This is a genomic window from Nonomuraea polychroma (assembly GCF_004011505.1).
GTDB lineage: Bacteria > Actinomycetota > Actinomycetes > Streptosporangiales > Streptosporangiaceae > Nonomuraea > Nonomuraea polychroma.
The window spans coordinates 11,163,753-11,182,971 of the sequence record NZ_SAUN01000001.1 but is presented as its reverse complement, the minus strand read 5'-3'; the positions used below and the strand labels follow the sequence as shown (position 1 = coordinate 11,182,971).

The window sequence follows — 19,219 nt, the reverse complement described above, 5'->3', positions numbered from 1 at the left end:
GTGAGGGAGCGGAGCGAGCGAACCATTAGACACAGCAGTAGCACTGCTGCTCACAGGCCCGCCGAAGGTGGGCCTGTGAGCAGCACCACCGTTACCGCAGTGCCTGTCACCGTCACCGCCAGGGACCCGTTCTTCGACAACGCCAAATACCTGGCCATCGTGCTCGTCGTGTGCGGGCACCTCATCGAGGACCAGCGGGACGCGCCCATCGCGCATGCGCTCTACTTCTACGTGTACGTCTTCCACATGCCGCTGTTCATCGTGCTCACCGGCTATCTGTCGCGGAAGTTCACGTTCGGGGCGGGCAAGGCCCGCAAGTTGATCTCCACGCTGGCGGTGCCGTACCTGGTCTTCGAGCTGGCGTACTCGCTGCCCCGGCTGGTTCTCTACGGGAAGTTCGAGCTGAGTCTGCTGGAGCCGTACTACCTGACCTGGTTCCTGATGTCGTTGTTCCTGTGGCGGCTGTCCACGCCGGTGTGGCAGCAGCTCAGGTGGCCGCTGCTGGTGGCCCTCGTGTTGTCGCTGGTGACCGGGATGAGCAAGCTGCCGGACGAGTTGTCCATGAACCGCACGTTCGGGCTGCTGCCCTTCTACGTGCTGGGGCTGATGCTGAAGCCAGAGCACTTCCAGTGGCTGCGCAGGCCGTACATGAGGCTGGCCGGGGCCTGCGTGCTGGGCTTGGGGCTGGCGACGGCGCTGCTCGTGCACGAGGCCGTGCCGACGGAGTGGATCAGGTGGCGGCTGTCGAACACGGAGATCGGCGTGGACGATCTCACCGGGACGGCCATCAGGCTGGGGCTGCTGGTGGCGGGGGCGGTGCTGGTGGCGGCGTTCCTGGCGGTGACGCCGGCCCGGCGCACGTGGTTCAGCGGGCTGGGCGCGACCACCATGTACGCGTACCTCCTGCACGGTTTCGTCGTCAAGGTCGCCGAGCGGTTCGACCTGGGCCTTCCGCTGTCGATCGGGCTCGGCCTGGTCGCGGCCACCGTGCTGTGCACGCCGCCGGTTCGCAAGCTCTTCCACTGGGCGGTCGAGCCGCGCATGTCCTGGGTCTTCACTCCGCTGCGCAAACCCAGCTAGGAGAGTACTTTCGGTGAAATGGCCATCGATTTCACCCTCGCTCCCGAACACGAGGAGATCCGCCGGCGGGTCCGCACCTTCATCCATGGCACGGTCGTCCCCGCGCTGGAGGAGGTGAAGGAGGACGACCGCGAGACCTACCTGCGGACCCTCGTCCGGCTGCGCTCACAGGCGAAGGCCGAGGGACTGTGGTTGCCGCACATGCCGAAGGAGTGGGGCGGCATGGGGCTGGGGCACGTGGAGCTGGCCATGGTGCAGTCGGAGGCGGCCAAGACCCGCGTCGGCCCGTGGGTGCTGAACTGCATGGCCCCCGACGAGGGCAACATGCACACGCTGCTGCACTGGGCGACGGACGAGCAGAAGGAGAAGTATCTGCGCCCGCTGCTGGAGGGCACGCAGATGTCCTGCTTCGCGATGACCGAGCCCGAGGTGGCCGGCTCCGACCCCACCCTGATCCGCACCGAAGCCGTGCGGGACGGCGACGAATGGCTGATCAACGGCCACAAATGGTTCATCTCCAATGCCCGGCGCGCCAACTTCGCCATCCTCATCGCCAGGACCGAGCCGGACGTTCCCGAGGGCTCGCGCGGCGCCACCACCGCGTTCCTGGTGGACCTGCCCAGCCCGGGCTGGAACGACGTACGCGAGGTCGAGACCATGCACGGCTCGACCGGCCACAGCGAGATCCTGATCGAGGACCTGCGCGTGCCGGACGACCAGATCCTCGGCGGGCGGGGCAACGGCCACCGCCTGGGCCAGTACCGCCTCGGCCCGGCCAGGCTCGCGCACTGCATGCGATGGATCTCGCAGGCGGAGACCGCGCTGGACATGATGGTGGACCGCGCGCTCAACCGCTTCAGCCACGGTTCGCTGCTGGCCGAGAAGCAGGGCATCCAGTGGATGATCGCCGACTCGACCATGGAGTTGTACCAGTGCAAGCTGATGGTGCTGCACGCCGCCTCCAAGATCGACAAGGGTGAGGACTTCCGTACCGAAGTGTCGATGGCCAAACATTTCGTGGCGAACAGCCTCAACCGGATCGTGGACCGGGCGATCCAGGTGCACGGGGCGCTGGGATATTCGACGGACACACCGCTGGCGAGCATGTTCCAGCACGCTCGCTGGGCACGCTTCGCCGACGGGGCCGACGAGATCCACCAGATGCGCATCGCCGAGCGCACGATCGCCGCGTACCAGGCGACCGGCTCCACGAACGCCGCCACGGGCGGGCTGCCCCTGTAGCCGAGGCCATCAGCTACCTCGAAGAGAGGCAGGCGAGGGGCACAGTCGCCATCTCGGTCTGAACCGGCGGCTCGGGCTCGAGGTAGCGGTGCAACACCGGTCGCCACCGGTTGGCCCGGCGGTCGCGGAGGGCGGCGACGGCGAGGCAGTATTTGCTCACGCTCACCGGCCGCACCCCCATCCCCCGCAACACCCGATCGACCGTCGCCTTTCCGTCCGCGGACTTCGACTCCAGCAGGACCAGGTCCCGGTAGGCGGGCACGAGCCGCCCCGCACCGCGGCAGACCAGGCCGGTGTCGCAGGTGAGCCGGGCCTTTCCTGCCCGGTCGACCAGGGTCACCCTCTTGTAGTCGGTGGACAGGACCGGGACCAGCGGGCGCGGCATGGTCAGGCGGAGCTCACGCACCAGCGTGTCGCTCACGAAGTCCAGCGCTTCCGCGGTGAGCGCGTGCGCCGGCGCGTCGTCATAGGGGATGCGGTGTTTGTCGGTGCTGCCGCGCGCCCCGCTGAGCTTGAGCTCCAGCCATCGGCCGCCCCCGTCCAGGTACGTCCGCGTCCGGAGCTTGAACCGGCGGCGCCGGTCCTGGCGATGCTGCCGGAACGTGAGCAGGTCCGGCGTGTCGAAGTACGTCGAGGTGTAGCGGAACTGCCGCCGCCCGCCGATCCGCAACACCCCGAACTGGTCACCCAGCTCGGCGGCAAGCCTGACCATGGTCGCGGCCGGCACGATGTACTTGGAGTCCACCCGGCTCATCAGCTCCGGCACGTCCTCGAGCTCGATCGGCGCCGCCCCCGCGGCGACCCCGGCGAGCACCACGTCCGCGTTCACCGCACGCTCGCCTTCATGTCCGGCACCACGTAGCGCACGTCCACGACGGTCACGTCTCGTACGTAGTCCACCTGCGTGACCATGGCCTGCAGCACCCGGGCCCGCAGCCGGCTCTCCAGGTCGGCTTTGAGCAGCTCCGGATCCGCGTGCACGACGTCCAGCGTCACGAGCTGCTGGCGGGTGCGGCCGAGCAGCCCGCGGTGGTCGGCGACGTACATCACCGCGAGCAGCACCCCGTTCAGGGTGAGAGCCGTCAGCGGCATCGCCGCCGCGATCCCGTTGACCAGTCCCAGCACGATCGCGACGAAGTAATAGGCGATCTCCTGCTGGGTGATCTCGCTGGAGCGCAGCCGGATGATCGACAACAGCCCGAACAACCCGAATCCGACGGCGATGTCGACCCGCTGGACCAGCAGCAGCGACACCACCGCGAAGATGCCCACGTTCAGCGCGACGTAGGCGAAAAGCAGATCGCGCCTGTGGTGGCGCCTGTAGTAGATGCCGTAGGCGAGCAAAACGATCGCCACGAGGTCCATCGCCAGTCCGGTGAACACGGTCGTTCCTCCTTTTGTCCTGTTGATGAACATCCTGGAGGAGTGCGGTGAAGCGAGCGTGAGGCGATGATTAGGCGACTCTCATGCGGTATCCGGTGCCGCGCACGGTCTCGATCCGGTCCGCACCGATCTTGCGGCGCAGGTACCGGACGTACACGTCGACGACGTTCGAACCCGGGTCGAAGTCGAACCCCCACACGTGGCTCAGCAGCTGTTCCCGGGTCAGCACCTGGTCAGGGTGCCGGCAGAAGATCTCCGCCAGCGCGAACTCCCGGGTGGACAGGTCTACCGCCCGATCCCCGACATAAGCACGCCTGGTCCGCAGATCCAGCGACAAATCCGACACGCGGAGCACGGTGACCTCGGGCGTACGGTCCGCCCGCAACCGCAGCCGTACCCGGGCCAGCAGCTCCTCGAAGGCGAAGGGCTTGGCGATGTAGTCGTCCGCGCCGCCCTCCAGCCCCGCCACGGTGTCGGTCACGCTGTCGCGCGCGGTCAGGATGATCACCGGGATGGTCACCTTGGACTCCCGCAACCGCCGCAACACCGTGAAGCCATCGCTCAGCGGCAACCCGATGTCCAGGATGAGCAGGTCGAACCCGCCCGCGCAGGCCAGGTCGTACGCCGCGAGCCCGTCCCCCACCACGGCGGTCACGAACCCGTTGGCCCGCAGCCCCTTCTCCACGAAGGAGGCGATCCTGGCCTCGTCCTCGGCAATCAGAATGCGGTTCACCGGACCTCCCACAGCGGGATGGAAATGACAAAGCAGGCGCCGCCGCCCGGGGACTCGGTCACCTGCACCAGGCCCCCATGGGCCTCGGCGATCGATCTGACGATGGCCAGGCCGAGTCCGGCCCCGTCGTGGGCACCGGTGCGGCCCGCTCCGCGGGCGAACCGGCTGAAGATGCGCTCCCGATCCGCGAGCGCCACCCCGGGGCCGCTGTCGCGTACCCACAGGTCGACCCGGCCGTCCCGGACGGCCGATCCGACGGCGATCAGGTCGCCGTCCTTCGTGTGCCGGAAAGCGTTGGCCGCCAGCTGCATGAGCGCCTGGGTGAGCCGCTGGCGGTCGGCCGGCACGCGGGCCTCGGCCACCTCGTCCACCCGCCACTTCCGCTCGCCGAGTGCCCGCGCCTTGGCCACCACGCTGACCGTGAGGTCGGCCAGCTCGACGGTGTCCAGGGACAGGAACCCCGGCTGCTCGGACTTGGCCAGCGTGAGGAGGTCGTCGACGATGCGGTTCATCCGTTCCAGCTCGTCGGTGACCAGGGCGAGCGTCTCGGCGCGGTCGGCCGGGTCGTCGCCCATGAGCTCCAGGTGGCCGCGGATGACCGTGATCGGCGTACGCAGCTCGTGCCCGGCGTCGTCCAGGAAGTTCCGCTGCACCAAGAAGGCACGTTCCAGCCGGTCGAGCATGTGGTTGAAGGTGCCGGCGAGCGCGGCCACGTCATCGTCCCCCGGCACGTCCAGCCGGCGGGTCAGGTCGGAGGAGTCGCTGATCTGCTCGGCCGTCTGGCTGACCAGCCGGACCGGCGCGAGCACCCGCCCGGCCACGAACCATCCGGCCGCCCCCGCCAACGCCATCGCGGCCAGCGCGGAGAGCCCGAGCACCCGCACCGCCTCCACGATCTCATTACGGTGCATGTCGTAGAAGATCGCCACCACGAAGTGGGCGGGGCGTGGGTCGGCGGTCATCTTGACCGGGATGACCGCGTATCGGACTCTTCCCCCGTCGGTTTCGACATCGCCGCTGACCGTCCTGGTGGCCGTGGCCAGCCGCGCCACCAGCTCGCCGTCAGTGTCGAGGCGCACAGGCGGCGGGATCGCGGTGACCCTGTGGGGCTGGCCGTCGACGATGCTGAAGAACGTCTCGTAACGGTCCGGCGAGTTGATCGCGAGGTACCCCTCGAGCAGGACCTCGACGTCCGTGACGGAACGGTTGTTGTCCCCGTACTTCCGCAGCTTCTCGACCTCGTTCTCGAGCTCGTGCTCCACCCGGCTGTCGAAGCCGGTCTGCAGGAAAGTCCAGGTCGCGAAGATCGAGACTGACAGGGCGAGGCCGACGACGGCGAGCATCCAGCCCACGATCCGGGCACGGGCGCTCACTCGCATGCGGCTTTCCCATCAGTCGTCGTCGTCATCGTCTCCGCCGTCATCATCGTCGTCGTCATCATCACCGACACCGCCGGGCCTGGGGGACGGCGGTTTGACCGGCTCGGCCTTGGTCTTGCGCGGGGTGGGCCGCTTGCTCTCGGTCTTCTGGGGCGTACCGGCCGCGTCGCCCGACTGGCTCCGGTCAGGCGACGGGGACTGACTTCGATCAGGCGAGGCCGCGGCCGAGGCCGAAGGGGACGGCGAGACCACGACGGGTTCGCCCAGATCAGACCCTCGATCGGCGGCATTGACCAGGCCCACCGACAGGAACCCGGCCACCGCTACACCCAGCCCGAACAGCATCACCATTGCCCGCTGTTTCATGCTGTCGACCTTGACACCCTTCGAGGAGACCACGCTGAAGCCCAGATGAGAAACCTCTCATCTGATCACACCTCCCCGCACCTGGCCTCCCACTCCGGTGCCGTGGCCTCTCGCGCCGCTCAGGCGCCCCCGGACGCGCCTGGCCTCTCGCGCCGTTCAGGCGCCCTCGGACGGGCGTGGCCTCTCGCGCCGTTCAGGCGCCCTCGGACGGGCGTGGCCTCTAGCGCCGTTCAGGCGCTCTCGACGCGTTAGAATGATGTTCTGCATACCGACCGGTCGGTTCAGGAGGAGCAGCGATGCAGGTGCGGGACAAGGTCGTCGTGGTCACGGGCGCGGCGGGCGGGATCGGCCGGGCGCTGGCCCTGCGGTTCGCCGCGGAGGGCGCGGCCGGGGTGGTGGTCGCCGACCTCGACGAGGCGGGCGCCAACGCGGTGGCCAAGGAGATCGGCGAGCGAGCGGTGCCCGTACGGGTGGACGTGGCGTCGGAGGCGGACGTCGCCGCCCTGGTGGACACCCCGTTCGGCCCCGTCGACCTGTTCTGCTCCAACGCCGGCATCATCGGCGGCCACGGCCTGGACGCCCCCGACCAGGAGTGGAGCAGCCTGTACGCGGTCAACGTCCTGGCCCACGTGTACGCCGCCCGCGCCGCCGTGCCCTCCATGATCGCCCGCGGCGGCGGCTACCTCCTCAACACCTGCTCCGCGGCCGGCCTGGTGAGCTGCCCCGGCGACGCCCCGTACGCGGTCACGAAGGCGGCGGCGATCGCGTTCGCCGAGTGGGTCGCCATGCACTACGCCTCCCGGGGGATCAAGGTCAGCGTGTTGTGCCCGCAGGGCGTGCGGACGGCCATGTACGAGCGCGGCCAGGAGGAGGACCACCTGACCGCCCGCGCGGTAGGCGCGTCGGGCACGATCCTCGACCCGGCCGACGTGGCCACCGCGGTCGTCGAGGGCTTGGCGGCCGAGCGGTTCCACATCTTCCCGCATCCGGAGGTGGCGGAGTTCGCCCGCCGCAAGGCGGAGGATCCGGACCGATGGCTGGCCGGGATGTCGCGCTTCATCGACTCCCTGACGCAGGCATGAACGCAGGCATGAACGCCGGCACGGTCGCGGCCCGCCGGGCCTGGCGTCGCCTGGAGCCGCTGCACGGCATGATCTACTTCGTTCCCGAGGCCGCCGACCGCTACGCCAAGCTCGGCCTCACCGGCATGTCGGGATATTTCGCCTCGCGCGGCGCCGCCTTCGGCCGCGCCTCCGCCGACCTGGTCATCGCCACCTTCTACAACTTCTGCCCCGATCTCGTACGCCGGTCCCTGCCCGCCGCCTGGGACGTGGTGACGCCGGAGCAGATGCTCGAGGCCCGGGTGGAAGCCGCTGCCGAAGCCCTGCGCCGGGCGGGCGTCCACGAGCTCCCGCACCTGGCCGAGACCCTCGACCTGGCCCGCCGCGCCGCCATGGCCGCCTGCGACCATCCCCAGGGTCGCCCGCTCTTCGCCGCCCACGCCGCGCTGCCCTGGCCGGACGACCCGCTCCAGCAGCTCTGGCATGCTCAGACCCTGCTCCGCGAGTTCCGCGGGGACGGCCATGTGGCCACCCTGCTCGCCGAAGGCCTCACCGGCCTCGAAGCCCTGGCTCTCCATGCCGCCGGCGGCGAGGTCCCTGTCGCGTTCCTCAAGATCAGCCGCGCCTGGCCGGAGGAGGAGTGGACGGCCGCGGAGGCGCGCCTCCAGGACCGCGGGCTCATGGAGGCGGGAGCCCTGAGCACGGCGGGGCATGCGCTGCGCCGCCACCTCGAGGACCGCACGGACGCCCTGGCCATGGCCGCGTACGGGGCACTGGGCGAGGACGGTTGCGAGCGCCTGGCCGAACTCGCGCGCCCCTTCGGCCGCCGGGTCGTCGACGCCGGCCTGCTGAGCCTCGGCAGATGACCTGGCGCAACCCGGGATACGGACGTCCGATGTGGACCGCGAGCGACGTCCCCATGGAGTGACGCCGCATATGAGGCCCCGCTCCGGGAAGGAACGCAACCGTGATCGATGACTATCTCGGCCATTGGTGGGTGCTCACCCTGCGCGGCGTGCTCGCCCTCCTCTTCGGGATCATGGCCGTGGCCTGGCCCGCCATCACGCTGCTGGTCCTCGCCGTCGTGTTCGGCGCCTACGCGATCGTCGACGGCGCCCTGGCGGCGGTGGCCGCCACCCGCGCGGCCAAGGGGCACCGGGCTCCGCTGATCTTGCTCGCCGTCGCCGGGCTGCTGTTCGGCATCATGTGCATCGTCTGGCCGGGACTGACCGTGCTGGTCGTCACGTTGCTGATCGGGATCTGGGCCATCGTGACCGGCGTCATGGAGATCATGACGGCGATCAGGATGCGCAGGGAGATCCAGGGCGAGTGGCTGCACGTCCTCGCGGGCGTGTTGTCAGTGCTGTTCGGCGTGCTGGTGCTGGTCTGGCCGGCGACCGGGGCGATCACCGTGGCGCTGATCATCGGGATCTACGCCATCGTGGCCGGGATCATGCTGATCATCCTCAGCCTGCGCGTACGCAAGCTGCGGGAGGTGGGGCGTTAGGCATCCCCCGACCAGGGAAGACGGCTGGGCATGCCGGAAACGACACCACCTCAGAGCCAGCCGTACCCCGGGCGCACGGGCGAGATGGTCCCCGAGCCGCGTGACGAGATGCGCGACTACGAGGGCCGGGACCTCCTCAAGGACAAGAAGGCGCTCATCACCGGGGGCGACTCGGGGATCGGCAGGGCGGTCGCGGTCGCCTTCGCCAAGGAAGGGGCCGATGTCGCGATCGCGTACCTGACCGAGCACGAGGACGCCGCGCACACCCGCAAGCTGGTCGAGGAGACCGGGCGGCGCTGCGTGCTGCTGCCCGGCGACCTGGGTGACCGCGCCCACTGCGGCGCCGTCGTCGAGCAGGCGGTCTCCGAGCTCGGCGGGCTGGACGTGCTCGTCAACAACGTGGCCTACCAGGCACCGGTGAACAGCCTGGAGGAGCTGACCGACGAGCAGTGGGAGCGTACGTTCGCGGTCAACATCCACAGCTACTACCGCGTCACCAAGGCCGCGCTCCCCCACCTGCGCGAGGGAAGCGCGATCGTGAACACCTCCTCGATCAACGGCCTGCGCGGCAACAAGTCGCTCATCGACTACGCGGCCACCAAGGGCGCGATCAACGCCTTCACCTACTCCATGGCACAGAGCCTGGTCGAGCGGGGCATCCGGGTCAACGCCGTGGCGCCGGGGCCAGTGTGGACGCCGCTGATCCCGGCCACGATGCCGGAGGAGAAGGTGGAGAAGTTCGGCAAGCACGTGCCGATGGGGCGACCCGCCGATCCGGACGAGATCGCCCCCTCGTACGTCTTCTTCGCCGCCGAACGGCTTTCGTCGTACTACACGGGCGAGGTGCTGGCCCCCGTCGGCGGCGAGACCCTGCCGGGCTGATCGATGTAGACCGTGCCGCCGCGCTGCCGGAACTCCGCCGCCTTCTCCGCGAAGCCGGCCTCGCGAATGTCGTGGCTGATCCGCATGGAGCAGAACTTGGGCCCGCACATCGAGCAGAAGTGCGCGGTCTTGGCCGGCGCCGCAGGCAGGGTCTCGTCGTGGAAGGCGCGGGCGGTCTCGGGATCGAGTGACAGGTCGAACTGGTCCTCCCAGCGGAACTCGAACCGCGCGTCCGACAGCGCGTCGTCCCACTCCTGCGCCCGCGGGTGCCCCTTGGCCAGGTCCGCCGCGTGGGCGGCGATCTTGTACGTGATCACGCCGGTCTTGACGTCGTCCTTGTCCGGCAGGCCGAGGTGCTCCTTGGGGGTGACGTAGCAGAGCATGGCGGTGCCGAACCAGCCGATCATGGCGGCGCCGATGCCGGAGGTGATGTGGTCGTAGCCCGGCGCGATGTCGGTGACCAACGGCCCGAGGGTGTAGAAGGGAGCGTCGTCGCAGAGCTCGCGCTGCAGGTCGACGTTCTCCTTGATCTTGTGCATGGGCACGTGTCCCGGGCCCTCGATCATGACCTGGACGTCGTGCTCCCGCGCGATCGTCGTCAGCTCGCCGAGCGTGCGCAACTCGGCGAACTGGGCCTCGTCGTTGGCGTCCGCGATCGAACCTGGCCGCAGCCCGTCGCCCAGCGAGAACGACACGTCATAACGCGCCAGGATCTCGCACATCTCGGCGAAGTACTCGTACAGGAAGCTCTCACGGTGGTGCGCCAGGCACCACGCGGCCATGATGGAGCCGCCGCGCGAGACGATGCCGGTCTTACGGCGGACGGTGAGCGGCACGTGTTCGAGCCGCACCCCGGCGTGCACGGTCACATAGTCCACGCCCTGCTCGCACTGCTCGATGAGCGTGTCCCGGTAGACCTCCCAGGACAGATCCTCCGGACGGCCCTTGACCTTCTCCAGCGCCTGGTAAATGGGCACGGTGCCGACCGGCACCGGCGAGTTGCGGATGATCCACTCGCGGGTCTCGTGGATGTCCGGGCCGGTGGACAAGTCCATGATCGTGTCCGCGCCCCACCGGGTGGCCCAGGTCATCTTCTCGACCTCCTCCTCGATGGAGGACGTCACGGCGGAGTTGCCGATGTTGGCGTTGATCTTCACGAGGAAGTTGCGGCCGATGATCATGGGTTCGGACTCGGGGTGGTTGACGTTGGCGGGGATGATGGCCCGGCCGGCCGCGACCTCCTGGCGTACGAACTCGGCGTCGAGTCCCTCGCGGACGGCCACGAACTCCATTTCCTTGGTGATCAGGCCCTTCCGCGCGCAGGCGACCTGGGTGACGGGGTGGCCGGCTGCGCGGCGCTCGCGTACCCACTGCTCGCGCAGACGGGGCAGCCCGCGCCGGACGTCGGTCTCGAGGGCGGGGTCGGTGTACGGGCCCGACGTGTCGTACAGGGTCACGGTCGAACCGTTGGAAAGGTGCACCTGACGCATCGGCACGCGGAGGTCACCGGTGTAAATCTTGGAAAAACGCGCGCCATTCATCGCGCAAACTCCCTTCGCCGGCATTATCCGGAGCAGGTTCTGGCGGTCGGCGGCTGTCAGCCGTCCTCTCAGCCCGGTCAGCACCGGGCTCCCGCGTTGGACGGCGTTGATCGTACCCACCTGTTAAGCCGCGCCAAACCTGGCATGATCGAGGTAATGGATGATCCCGTTTCGCGCACCACAGCGACCTACGACCGCATCGCACGTGATTTCGACGCGCGCGCCAGCCGCAGCGACGGCTTCCTGGCCTTCCGCCAGCGATTCGCCGACGCGGCGCGGGGCTTGGTGACCGATCTCGGGTGCGGTCCCGGGCATGACGCGGCCTGGTTCCAAGAGCAGGGGCTGCCGGTCATCGGAGTCGACCGCTCGATCGAGATGACCAGGCTGGCCGCCGCCCGCGGAGTGCCGACCGTGCGAGGCGACCTGCGCAGGCCGCCGCTCGCCCCCGGCTCGCTGGCCGGCCTGTGGTCCTCCGCCGCGCTGCTCCACGTGCCCGCCGAGGAGACCGAGCCGACGTTGCGCGCCTGGTGGGCGACGCTGCGGCCGGGTGGCGTGCTGGGCCTGAGCACCTCGGCCGGCGACGGGGAGGGCTGGGAGCCGGTTCCGTACGACACCGAGGTCTTCCGGTGGTTCGTCCACCGCCACCCCGATACGCTGCTCGCGACGCTGGAATCGGCCGGGTTCGAGGTCCTGGAGCAGGAGATGAGCACGTGGAACCGCACCTGGCTCAGCGTGCTGGCGCGCCGCCGTGAGGTTTGACGATCGCCCTCGGCGGTACCACCCCCTCAGGGGGACTATGAAGAAAATAGCCGCTGTCGCAGGACTCGTGGTGGTGGCCGCGTTGGGAGGGACCAGCGCTGCCGGGGACGGCATCGACCAGCACGAAGTCAGTCAAGAGCAGTACCAGACCCTGATCGCCCAGTGCCAGTACGCCAATACGGCACGGGCGCGGACGCAGTGCCGCGAGGAGGTCAAGGCACGGTACCGGATCGGCAAAACCGACAGGTCGCTCGACTGCCGCACGTTCTCCGGCGTGACCGTCTGCGGCACGCTGAGGCTCAGCAAGGCCGAGCGCCAGTGCACCGAGGACTCCACGGAACAGGGCGTGTCCTTCCGCCGGGCCGAGGTGGAGTGCTACGCGTTCTCCTAGACCCTAGAAGATCCTGAAAGGCCGTCGTCGTGATCATCGTTGGGGTGGACGGTTCACGCACCGGGCTGGAGGCCGCCGCGTGGGCCGCCACCGAGGCCGCCCTTCGCCGCACGTCGCTCGTCATCGCTCATGCCGTGTCGAAATGGGTGGCCGAAGACACGCCCAGCGGCCACTATGCCGAGGTCGGCCGGTGGATGCGCGAGGGCGCCATGACAGTGCTCGCAGCGGCCGAAGACCGGGTACGCCGCGAGCATCCGGAGGTCGATGTGGCCACCGAGCTGCTGCCCGGCGATCCCCGTACCACATTGATCGACGCCTCCGAGAGCGCCGAGCTGCTGGTCGTGGGCAGCCGCGGGATCGGTGGCGTACGCGGGCTGCTGGTCGGCTCCGTCGCGCACGGAGTGGCCGCGCACGCCCGTACGAACGTGGTTCTCATCCGGGACGTTCCCCGGCCGGCCCGCAGGGAGGTGGTGGCCGGGGTGGACGGCTCACCCGGCGGCCTGCGCGCGCTCGACTTCGCCCTCGCCGAGGCAGAGTTGCACGGTTCACGGGTACATGCCGTACAGGCGTGGGCCTGGCCGCACCCCAGCGGCTTCGAACCGGCCGACCCCGACGGCGAGCAAGATGCCCTCCGCGCCCTGCAGGAGCTGGTGGCCGACGGCCGGGCACACCATCCGGGGATCGACGTGGTGGCCGAGGTCATCCACGGGCACCCCATCGAGGTGCTCAAGGAAGCCGCGACGCGGGCCGACCTGCTGGTCGTGGGGTCGCGCGGACACGGTCAACTGACCGGGATGATCATGGGTTCGATCAGCCAGGCCCTGCTCCACCACGCGCCGGGCCCGCTCGCCATCGTCCGCCCTTGATCTGAAAGTTACATCCCGGATCGCGTATCGCCGCAGGTCGCGTCCCAGTGCCCGGGCCGCCGCCTTCCCGTCTCCAAGCCGCGCTCTTACGATCAGCGCCAGGCGACGACGGGAGTGCGGACGATGCGGAAGACCTGGGCGTTACTGGCGGCGTTGCTGGCGATGGCCGGCGCGGTGATGTTCTTGACGACCACCCCGGCCGGCGCCGCCGCCATCAGGGTCATGCCCCTGGGCGACTCGATCACCGGCTCCCCCGGCTGCTGGCGGGCCCTGCTCTGGAACAAGCTCCAGAGCACCGGCTACACGAACATCGACTTCGTCGGCACCCTCCCGGCGCAGGGCTGCTCGGTCCCGTACGACGGCGACAACGAGGGCCACGGCGGTTACCTTGCCACGAACGTCGCCAACCAGAACCAGTTGCCCGGCTGGCTCGCCGCGACCAGGCCCGACATCGTCATGATGCATTTCGGCACCAACGACGTGTGGAGCAACATCCCGACCTCGACGATCCTCAGCGCGTACACGACGCTCGTGAACCAGATGCGGGCCAGCAACCCCGCCATGAAGATCCTCGTGGCCAAGATCATCCCGATGAACCCGTCCACCTGCGCCGAATGCGCCCAGCGCGCCGTGAACCTGAACAACGCCATCCCCGGCTGGGCCACGAGCACCTCCACCCAGCAGTCGCCCATCACGGTGGTGGACCAATGGACGGGGTTCAGCACCAGCACGGACACGTACGACGGGGTGCACCCGAACGCGGCGGGCGATCAGAAGATCTCCGACAAGTGGTACCCGGCCCTGGTGAACGCCCTGTCCGGCGTCACCCCGTCGCCCTCCGTGACCCCCACCGTCACCCCCACCGGTGGTGGCGGGTGCACGGCCACGTACAAGAACGCCGGTCAGTGGCAGGGCGGCTTCCAGGGCGAGGTCACCGTCAAGAACACCGGCACCACGCCGATGAACGGGTGGACGGTGCGGTGGACGTTCGCCAACGGGCAGCAGATCAGCCAGATCTGGAACGGCACGCTGAGCGCGAGCGGCGCGGACGTGACGGTGCGCAACGTGAACTGGAACGGCTCCCTGGCACCCGGAGCCACGGCCACGTTCGGCTTCCTGGCCTCGTGGAACGGCACCAACACCGCCCCCACCCCAACCTGCGCCTAGAAGCCGATCGGCAGCATCAAGAAGTGGTCACCATGGGGGCACCTTCGCTGGCCTGCACCAGCACGAAGCCCTGCCCCCTGAACGCCAGCTGCATGGCCTCCCCGCTCCCCCGCCCGATCAACGCGCCCACCTTCATCGTCCGATTGACCCCGACCTGAAGCCCCGTGCTCCAGCAAACCGCCGACTGCCCATCGGCGAACGTCGGCATGCGTGCGACATCGAGCAACACCGGCGTACCGTGCGTGGTCACCGCCACCCACCCGGTCCCCGTCACCGTCGTGTTGAACAGCCCGCCCGCCGCCACCCCGGCCCCCTGGACCCGCTGGATGTCCCAGGTGAGCTGCGGCTGAAACGCCAGCAGATTCCGCCCGTTGACGGTCAGCCCTTCGTTCTCCAGGTAGAACAGGTGGATGTCGTCAGCGTTGTCGGCCAGATAAAGCAGCCCCTCACCGCGGACCCGCATGAGCGAGGCGCCCTCACCGGTGACGGCCTTCTTGAACAGCTTGCCGAGCCCGCCGGCCCCCTCGTAGTCGAAGTCCATCTGCCCTTGGAAGGCGACCATCGAGCCTTGCTTGGCAAGCACCTCGTGAGGCAACTGGACGCGCAACATCTTCTTGTTCTCCAGCACGAACCCGCCGGGCAACGGCTGGCCGTCGAGATTGCCGAAAATCGAGCTACGCACCGTCTCAACCCTTCAAAACGGGAGTGTTGCCGCCAGCGTACGGAAGAAGCGCTACACCCGCGCACCCGCCACCACGACGGGCCACAGGACCGCCCCAGCACCCCTCACCTCGGCCCTCTTCACCGACGGGCACTCTCCGCCAGATCCCGGACAACCTGGATCAACTCCGCCGGATCAAACGGCTTCGTCAGATAGGCGTCAACCCCGATCCCCAGCCCCCGTCTCTTGTCATCATCCTGCGCCCGCGCCGTGATCAACACGACCTTGATGTGACTGGTGTCCTCATCCGTACGCAACTTCTCCGCCGTAGCCCACCCATCCAGGCACGGCATCATCACATCCAGCGTGATGACATCGGGCTTGACGTCCCTCACCCGATCGAGGCAATCCTGCCCATCCGTGGCGGTCGCCACCTCGAACCCCTCCAGGTTCAGGTTGACCGCGATGAGCTGACGGATGACCTCGTCATCGTCCACGACCAGTACTTTGCCAAGAACCTCACTCACGGCCGCAAAGCTAACCTGTAGCAGGCCGGTCACGTGCGGTTTTCACGGGATGTGTTCGACGAGCGTTATCCGGTGCAGAGTAGTGCGTAGATGCTGATAGCCTTAGCACTCGTTGAGCCCCCTTAGCTCAGGGGATAGAGCACCGGCCTCCGGAGCCGGGTGCGCAGGTTCGAATCCTGCAGGGGGCACACAGAACAAGGGAAGCATCTTCGGTCGCCGATCTGCCTTGGGGCGGGTCGGCGATTTCTTTGCTCAGGGTCTTGATCAGGGGCAAGTTGCCCTCCTTGACGGTGATCCGGATCAGCACTTCGTGGGCCTCGACGCGATGGCGGAGTCCGAGGTTGAAGGCCGCCTGGCGCTTCTCCAGATCGCGGATCTCCTTCCTGAGCCGGTCTTCGCGTCCGTCCCCCGGCGTGGACGCGTTCGGCGAAGAATTCGTGTGCGAGATCGAGGAGGTCGTCCTCGCGAACCCACAGGCTCTTCGGGTGGCTGGCGTGCCACTCGCGGCGGTCTTTGTGGTGGCGCATGTCGGGCTCGCAGGCGTAGTACGACACTTCGCTGCGGCTCTTACCGTGCATGCCGACGGTCGCAGATCTCGCAGATGATGCAGGAGCGCAACGGGTACTTCGAGCACCCCTCCACCGCCGCCACCGGCTCATCGCGCTGCACCGGCATGGCGTCCTGGACCGCTTCCGACCCCGGACCCCGATCGGCTCCGCGCCCTGGCACTACGTCCTCGGTGAAGCCGGCGCAGCGGTGCTCGCCCAAGAGGATGGCATCGACCTCGCCGCCTTCGGCTACCGCCGCGACCGGGCACTGTCCATCGCCTACAGCCAACGCCTCACCCACACCATCGACTCCCTCCGCAACGGACCGGACTTGGCCGTACCACGCAGAGCGATTCCATCCCCGTACAGCCCTCATGCGATGCGCCTAGAAGAGGCGTAAATGGCACGGTCCAACATGCAGAAGACGCACACTGCATTTTCTTTTCAGGCCTGCCGCTACCGGTGCCATCCGCGAGTATGTGGTACTCGATGCCGCGTAGGTGTTCGCGGACCCGCAGTAGGGCGGCGAGATGGCCGCTGGCGGGCGACGCGCTCCCGCATCCCCGCCGTGATCACCAAGGGGATGTGGGACCTGCTCAGCCGCTGAGGTCGGCCGGCAGCGAACTATCCACCGGTGGGCGGCGTCACAGAGAGGGGCATATCAACAAACTGCTCGAGAAAACGGGGCGATGAGGATGAACATGACTCGACTGGTAGCGGCACTGGCGGTCGCCAGCGCGACGCTGGTGATCACGAGCCCGGCAGGAGCCGTCGCCGCCACGTCGGGCGCCTTCGGCCCGTATGGCTATGGCGGCATCAAGCTGGGGATGACCGCCAAACAGGCCAAGGCCACGGGCAAGATCGTGCTCAAGTGGCGCGACTACTGCTCCGGCTGGGACTACAAGGCCCACCGCAACGCCCGCAACGAGGTAAGGCTCTACATCTCCAAAAAGCGCGGTGTCGCCGTCATCTTCGCGCCGGCCGGGGTGCGCACCCCCAGGGGCATCGGCGCAGGCTCCACTCTCCGCCAGGTCAAGAAGGCCTACCCCGGCGTCAAAGAGGAGCCGAGCGGCTACTACGTCACCGTGCCCGGTAACCAAAAGGCGTACTACTACTTCGGCGTCAACCAACGGAACAGGGTCGAGCAACTCGGCCTTGCCCTCAAGAACCAGGACTGCGTGAACTGATTTCCCTCCGACCGCGAAACCGGACAGGGTGGGTCGCGCCAGGTGATTCGGGTGGAGGAGTGCGGCCAGGTCAGCAGGACGGACTGGCAATCGGGATGTGGAATCCGACGACACAACCGCTGGGAATGTGAGGCGACGCGTCGATCGTCATGCCGCGGCGGCCAGGTGAGAGAGCTTGTCTCCACGGATCACGACCAGTGGTAGCCCAGGTTCACGGCTAGTGCGGCCACCGCAGCGGCGAAGAATCCGGCCCAATTCACGAGCTTGCGAGAACCCACTCGCAGGTGCGCAAGGAGCGCGCCGATGAAGTAGAGCACGAGGCCAGCAGCAGCGAGTGTCCCCAGCATTGGTACGGCGAACCCGCCCAGCAGCCCCAAAGAGCCCGCCGCCAGCAACATGCCCAACACCGGTACCCACGACCGTGGCAGGCGCTTCATGTCCGCCTGAGCCTTGGGAAATTCGTGTCCGATCAGGTAGACGACGGCGGCGCTGCCGTTCAATAACGAGGCGAAGACGGTGACCGTGACATAAGCGGCGAACATGAGCTGCCCTTCTCGATCTCAGCGGTGTCTGTGAGCACATCAGCACGGCACGGATCGTGCCGTGCTGTGCGTCAGCATGGCCGAACGGATTCGCATTTGTCAACACGGCACGTGCCGTTCCAGTAGGGTGACGGCATGACCGACCACCGCGCCACTCGCGCCAACGACCGGACCGAAACGATCATGCGGGCCACGCTGGACCTGGCCCGAGAGGTCGGCTACGCCAAGCTCAGCATCGAGGCCGTCGCAACTCGGGCCGGCGTCGGTAAGCACACCATCTACCGCCGCTGGCCCTCCCGCGGCCTGCTGTTCCTCGACGCGGTCCTCAGCCTGAACACCGAAGGCCTGGACCACCCCGACACCGGCGACATCGTGGCCGATCTACGCGAGGTGATGACCAAGGCCGCCGACCTGCTAGGTCGGCCTCCCTGGGGCCCGCTGTACCAGGACCTCATCGGCGAAGCTCAGCACGATCCCGACGTCGCCGCCGCACTCAACCGGCGTTTCATCGAGCCCCAGACCGCCAACACCCTGACCCGCCTCAAGGCCGCCAAGGACCAGGGGCAACTCGCCCCCGACTTCGACCTGGACCTGGCATTCGAGATCCTGTCCGGCCCCTTGTACTACCGGTTTCTGATCACACAACAGCCGGTGACACACGACTACATCGACCGAGTACTCCAAGCAGTCTTCGCTGGGATGAGCCCCAGACCGCAAACGCGATAGCGAACGGTCGACCAACTGGTCCGCACAAGCACACACCGACGAAATCCCAGATCAGATGCGGTTTGGCGGATCATCGCACCTTTCATAACGGCACCCCTGATTCGGCAACAACGGAGTGATCGCCGAAGACGAGCCCGAGGAGCAAGAGAAGGCCATCAAGTTCAACACGCTGGTCGCCGACTCCCCATTGACTCGTCATGTTCCAGACCACGCTGGATAGGTCGCTGATGCTGAACCATCTGTGCCGCGAGGGTTGGGCGGTACATCGCGCCGATGTGGCCGCCATGTCCCCTACCAGGAAGACAACGTGCGCCGTTTGGGCGACTACGTCCAGGATCTGGACGCGCCGCTGGAGGCATGGAGGTCACCTCCGATCTCGATGAGGAGGCTGGTGTGGCCCGAAGCGCTCCTCTGCGGGGCGCTCGGATCGGGGACCGTTTCTCGACGCCCTGAGCCTGATCCCGATCTTCCACTCGAACATGACCCCGTACGGCGAGATCCAGCTGCGTACTGACCGCCGCCTGGATCTCAACGACCTGCTGATAACTGGACACACCCACTCATGGCGACGATCACCGTGATGAGAGTCCCTGCTGCGGTCCGGATCGCCTCACCTTGCCTTCAACGCGGATGCGCCGGAGGCAAGGTCTGACCTACCCGCCCGGACGTCG

General features: G+C 68.0%; 22 protein-coding genes, 1 tRNA gene and 1 riboswitch. Of the genes, 14 read left to right on the top strand and 9 right to left on the bottom strand.

What is annotated here, in order from left to right:
- Positions 1–75 precede the first annotated feature (75 nt).
- Positions 76–1,080: an acyltransferase family protein gene (locus tag EDD27_RS52220; RefSeq protein ID WP_127940098.1), complete on the top strand. Its 1,005-nt coding sequence runs from the start codon at positions 76–78 to the stop codon at positions 1,078–1,080.
- Positions 1,081–1,098: 18 nt separating this feature from the next.
- Entirely contained in the window at positions 1,099–2,322 is a 1,224-nt protein-coding gene (locus tag EDD27_RS52215) for an acyl-CoA dehydrogenase family protein (RefSeq protein ID WP_127940097.1), read from the top strand.
- A 13-nt stretch (positions 2,323–2,335) separates the two neighbouring features.
- Here EDD27_RS52215 and EDD27_RS52210 read toward each other — a convergent pair whose 3' ends face one another.
- The 5 genes from EDD27_RS52210 to EDD27_RS52190 are packed head-to-tail and all read right to left on the bottom strand — an operon-like array spanning position 2,336 to position 6,183.
- A complete protein-coding gene (locus EDD27_RS52210; protein ID WP_127940096.1) occupies positions 2,336–3,151 on the bottom strand; it encodes a polyphosphate polymerase domain-containing protein in 816 nt (271 codons plus the stop codon).
- Positions 3,148–3,738 (bottom strand): DUF4956 domain-containing protein, encoded by a 591-nt coding sequence (locus EDD27_RS52205; protein WP_127940095.1) that lies wholly within the window; start codon positions 3,736–3,738, stop codon positions 3,148–3,150. Before EDD27_RS52205 ends, EDD27_RS52210 begins: the two co-directional genes overlap by 4 nt.
- Positions 3,739–3,775: 37 nt before the next feature.
- A complete protein-coding gene (locus tag EDD27_RS52200; RefSeq protein WP_127940094.1) occupies positions 3,776–4,438 on the bottom strand; it encodes a response regulator transcription factor in 663 nt (220 codons plus the stop codon).
- On the bottom strand, positions 4,435–5,817 hold the full coding sequence (locus tag EDD27_RS52195) for a sensor histidine kinase (RefSeq protein WP_206642045.1): 1,383 nt from the start codon (positions 5,815–5,817) through the stop codon (positions 4,435–4,437). Before EDD27_RS52195 ends, EDD27_RS52200 begins: the two co-directional genes overlap by 4 nt.
- A 12-nt stretch (positions 5,818–5,829) precedes the next feature.
- Positions 5,830–6,183, bottom strand: a complete 354-nt coding sequence (locus tag EDD27_RS52190; protein ID WP_127940093.1) for a hypothetical protein — start codon at positions 6,181–6,183, stop codon at positions 5,830–5,832.
- 296 nt (positions 6,184–6,479) lie between these two features.
- On the opposite strand from EDD27_RS52190, the gene EDD27_RS52185 reads away from it, so the two are divergent.
- The 4 genes from EDD27_RS52185 to EDD27_RS52170 all read left to right on the top strand — a co-directional run bounded on the left by EDD27_RS52185 (position 6,480) and on the right by EDD27_RS52170 (position 9,633).
- On the top strand, positions 6,480–7,265 hold the full coding sequence (locus EDD27_RS52185; protein WP_127940092.1) for an SDR family oxidoreductase: 786 nt from the start codon (positions 6,480–6,482) through the stop codon (positions 7,263–7,265).
- 8 nt (positions 7,266–7,273) lie between these two features.
- Positions 7,274–8,110 carry an SCO6745 family protein gene (locus tag EDD27_RS52180; RefSeq protein WP_127940091.1) on the top strand — a complete coding sequence of 279 codons (837 nt, stop codon included), beginning with the start codon at positions 7,274–7,276 and terminating at the stop codon, positions 8,108–8,110.
- A 101-nt stretch (positions 8,111–8,211) separates the two neighbouring features.
- A complete protein-coding gene (locus EDD27_RS52175) occupies positions 8,212–8,751 on the top strand; it encodes an HdeD family acid-resistance protein (RefSeq protein ID WP_127940090.1) in 540 nt (179 codons plus the stop codon).
- Positions 8,752–8,781: 30 nt separating this feature from the next.
- A complete protein-coding gene (locus EDD27_RS52170; protein ID WP_127940089.1) occupies positions 8,782–9,633 on the top strand; it encodes an SDR family oxidoreductase in 852 nt (283 codons plus the stop codon).
- Here the strand turns inward: EDD27_RS52170 and thiC are convergent.
- Entirely contained in the window at positions 9,582–11,174 is a 1,593-nt protein-coding gene (gene thiC, locus EDD27_RS52165; protein ID WP_127940088.1) for a phosphomethylpyrimidine synthase ThiC, read from the bottom strand. The two genes, EDD27_RS52170 and thiC, sit on opposite strands and share 52 nt — an antisense overlap.
- A riboswitch (TPP riboswitch) is annotated at positions 11,167–11,279 on the bottom strand. Its footprint overlaps the gene before it by 8 nt.
- Positions 11,280–11,330: 51 nt before the next feature.
- Between thiC and EDD27_RS52160 the strand changes: the two genes are divergently transcribed.
- From EDD27_RS52160 to EDD27_RS52145, 4 genes are all read left to right on the top strand, one after another.
- Positions 11,331–11,933 (top strand): class I SAM-dependent DNA methyltransferase, encoded by a 603-nt coding sequence (locus EDD27_RS52160; protein ID WP_164904163.1) that lies wholly within the window; start codon positions 11,331–11,333, stop codon positions 11,931–11,933.
- A gap of 37 nt (positions 11,934–11,970) precedes the next feature.
- Positions 11,971–12,324 carry a hypothetical protein gene (locus EDD27_RS52155; protein WP_241564720.1) on the top strand — a complete coding sequence of 118 codons (354 nt, stop codon included), beginning with the start codon at positions 11,971–11,973 and terminating at the stop codon, positions 12,322–12,324.
- A 44-nt stretch (positions 12,325–12,368) separates the two neighbouring features.
- A complete protein-coding gene (locus EDD27_RS52150; protein ID WP_127940086.1) occupies positions 12,369–13,190 on the top strand; it encodes a universal stress protein in 822 nt (273 codons plus the stop codon).
- Positions 13,191–13,313: 123 nt separating this feature from the next.
- A complete protein-coding gene (locus EDD27_RS52145; protein ID WP_127940085.1) occupies positions 13,314–14,357 on the top strand; it encodes a cellulose binding domain-containing protein in 1,044 nt (347 codons plus the stop codon).
- Positions 14,358–14,373: 16 nt separating this feature from the next.
- Here EDD27_RS52145 and EDD27_RS52140 read toward each other — a convergent pair whose 3' ends face one another.
- Both EDD27_RS52140 and EDD27_RS52135 read right to left on the bottom strand, forming a co-directional pair.
- Entirely contained in the window at positions 14,374–15,039 is a 666-nt protein-coding gene (locus EDD27_RS52140) for an AIM24 family protein (protein WP_206642043.1), read from the bottom strand.
- Positions 15,040–15,158: 119 nt separating this feature from the next.
- Positions 15,159–15,545 (bottom strand): response regulator transcription factor, encoded by a 387-nt coding sequence (locus tag EDD27_RS52135; protein WP_127940084.1) that lies wholly within the window; start codon positions 15,543–15,545, stop codon positions 15,159–15,161.
- 116 nt (positions 15,546–15,661) lie between these two features.
- Between EDD27_RS52135 and EDD27_RS52130 the strand changes: the two genes are divergently transcribed.
- The 3 genes from EDD27_RS52130 to EDD27_RS52120 all read left to right on the top strand — a co-directional run bounded on the left by EDD27_RS52130 (position 15,662) and on the right by EDD27_RS52120 (position 17,280).
- Positions 15,662–15,733: transfer RNA gene (locus EDD27_RS52130), tRNA-Arg, on the top strand.
- Between the two features lie 388 nt (positions 15,734–16,121).
- Positions 16,122–16,493: a replication-relaxation family protein gene (locus EDD27_RS59155; RefSeq protein ID WP_127940083.1), complete on the top strand. Its 372-nt coding sequence runs from the start codon at positions 16,122–16,124 to the stop codon at positions 16,491–16,493.
- A gap of 301 nt (positions 16,494–16,794) precedes the next feature.
- Positions 16,795–17,280: a hypothetical protein gene (locus tag EDD27_RS52120; RefSeq protein ID WP_127940082.1), complete on the top strand. Its 486-nt coding sequence runs from the start codon at positions 16,795–16,797 to the stop codon at positions 17,278–17,280.
- 188 nt (positions 17,281–17,468) lie between these two features.
- On the opposite strand, the gene EDD27_RS52115 is transcribed toward EDD27_RS52120, so the two are convergent.
- On the bottom strand, positions 17,469–17,822 hold the full coding sequence (locus EDD27_RS52115; protein WP_127940081.1) for a DoxX family protein: 354 nt from the start codon (positions 17,820–17,822) through the stop codon (positions 17,469–17,471).
- Between the two features lie 135 nt (positions 17,823–17,957).
- Here EDD27_RS52115 and EDD27_RS52110 point away from each other — a divergent pair, with 135 nt between their 5' ends.
- Positions 17,958–18,548, top strand: a complete 591-nt coding sequence (locus tag EDD27_RS52110; protein WP_127940080.1) for a TetR/AcrR family transcriptional regulator — start codon at positions 17,958–17,960, stop codon at positions 18,546–18,548.
- Positions 18,549–19,219 lie beyond the last annotated feature (671 nt).

Excerpts from the sequence above, each read along its gene's own strand:
- EDD27_RS52215 (WP_127940097.1), top strand. The coding sequence starts at position 1,099 with ATGGCCATCGATTTCACCCTCGCTCCCGAACACGAGGAGATCCGCCGG.
- EDD27_RS52115 (WP_127940081.1), bottom strand. The coding sequence starts at position 17,822 with ATGTTCGCCGCTTATGTCACGGTCACCGTCTTCGCCTCGTTATTGAAC.
- EDD27_RS52145 (WP_127940085.1), top strand. The coding sequence starts at position 13,314 with ATGCGGAAGACCTGGGCGTTACTGGCGGCGTTGCTGGCGATGGCCGGC.
- EDD27_RS52155 (WP_241564720.1), top strand. The coding sequence starts at position 11,971 with ATGAAGAAAATAGCCGCTGTCGCAGGACTCGTGGTGGTGGCCGCGTTG.
- EDD27_RS52185 (WP_127940092.1), top strand. The coding sequence starts at position 6,480 with ATGCAGGTGCGGGACAAGGTCGTCGTGGTCACGGGCGCGGCGGGCGGG.
- EDD27_RS52205 (WP_127940095.1), bottom strand. The coding sequence starts at position 3,738 with ATGTTCATCAACAGGACAAAAGGAGGAACGACCGTGTTCACCGGACTG.
- EDD27_RS52170 (WP_127940089.1), top strand. The coding sequence starts at position 8,782 with ATGCCGGAAACGACACCACCTCAGAGCCAGCCGTACCCCGGGCGCACG.
- EDD27_RS52195 (WP_206642045.1), bottom strand. The coding sequence starts at position 5,817 with ATGCGAGTGAGCGCCCGTGCCCGGATCGTGGGCTGGATGCTCGCCGTC.
- thiC (WP_127940088.1), bottom strand. The coding sequence starts at position 11,174 with ATGAATGGCGCGCGTTTTTCCAAGATTTACACCGGTGACCTCCGCGTG.
- EDD27_RS52180 (WP_127940091.1), top strand. The coding sequence starts at position 7,274 with ATGAACGCCGGCACGGTCGCGGCCCGCCGGGCCTGGCGTCGCCTGGAG.
- EDD27_RS52190 (WP_127940093.1), bottom strand. The coding sequence starts at position 6,183 with ATGAAACAGCGGGCAATGGTGATGCTGTTCGGGCTGGGTGTAGCGGTG.
- EDD27_RS52110 (WP_127940080.1), top strand. The coding sequence starts at position 17,958 with ATGACCGACCACCGCGCCACTCGCGCCAACGACCGGACCGAAACGATC.
- EDD27_RS52160 (WP_164904163.1), top strand. The coding sequence starts at position 11,331 with ATGGATGATCCCGTTTCGCGCACCACAGCGACCTACGACCGCATCGCA.
- EDD27_RS59155 (WP_127940083.1), top strand. The coding sequence starts at position 16,122 with ATGCCGACGGTCGCAGATCTCGCAGATGATGCAGGAGCGCAACGGGTA.
- EDD27_RS52120 (WP_127940082.1), top strand. The coding sequence starts at position 16,795 with ATGACTCGACTGGTAGCGGCACTGGCGGTCGCCAGCGCGACGCTGGTG.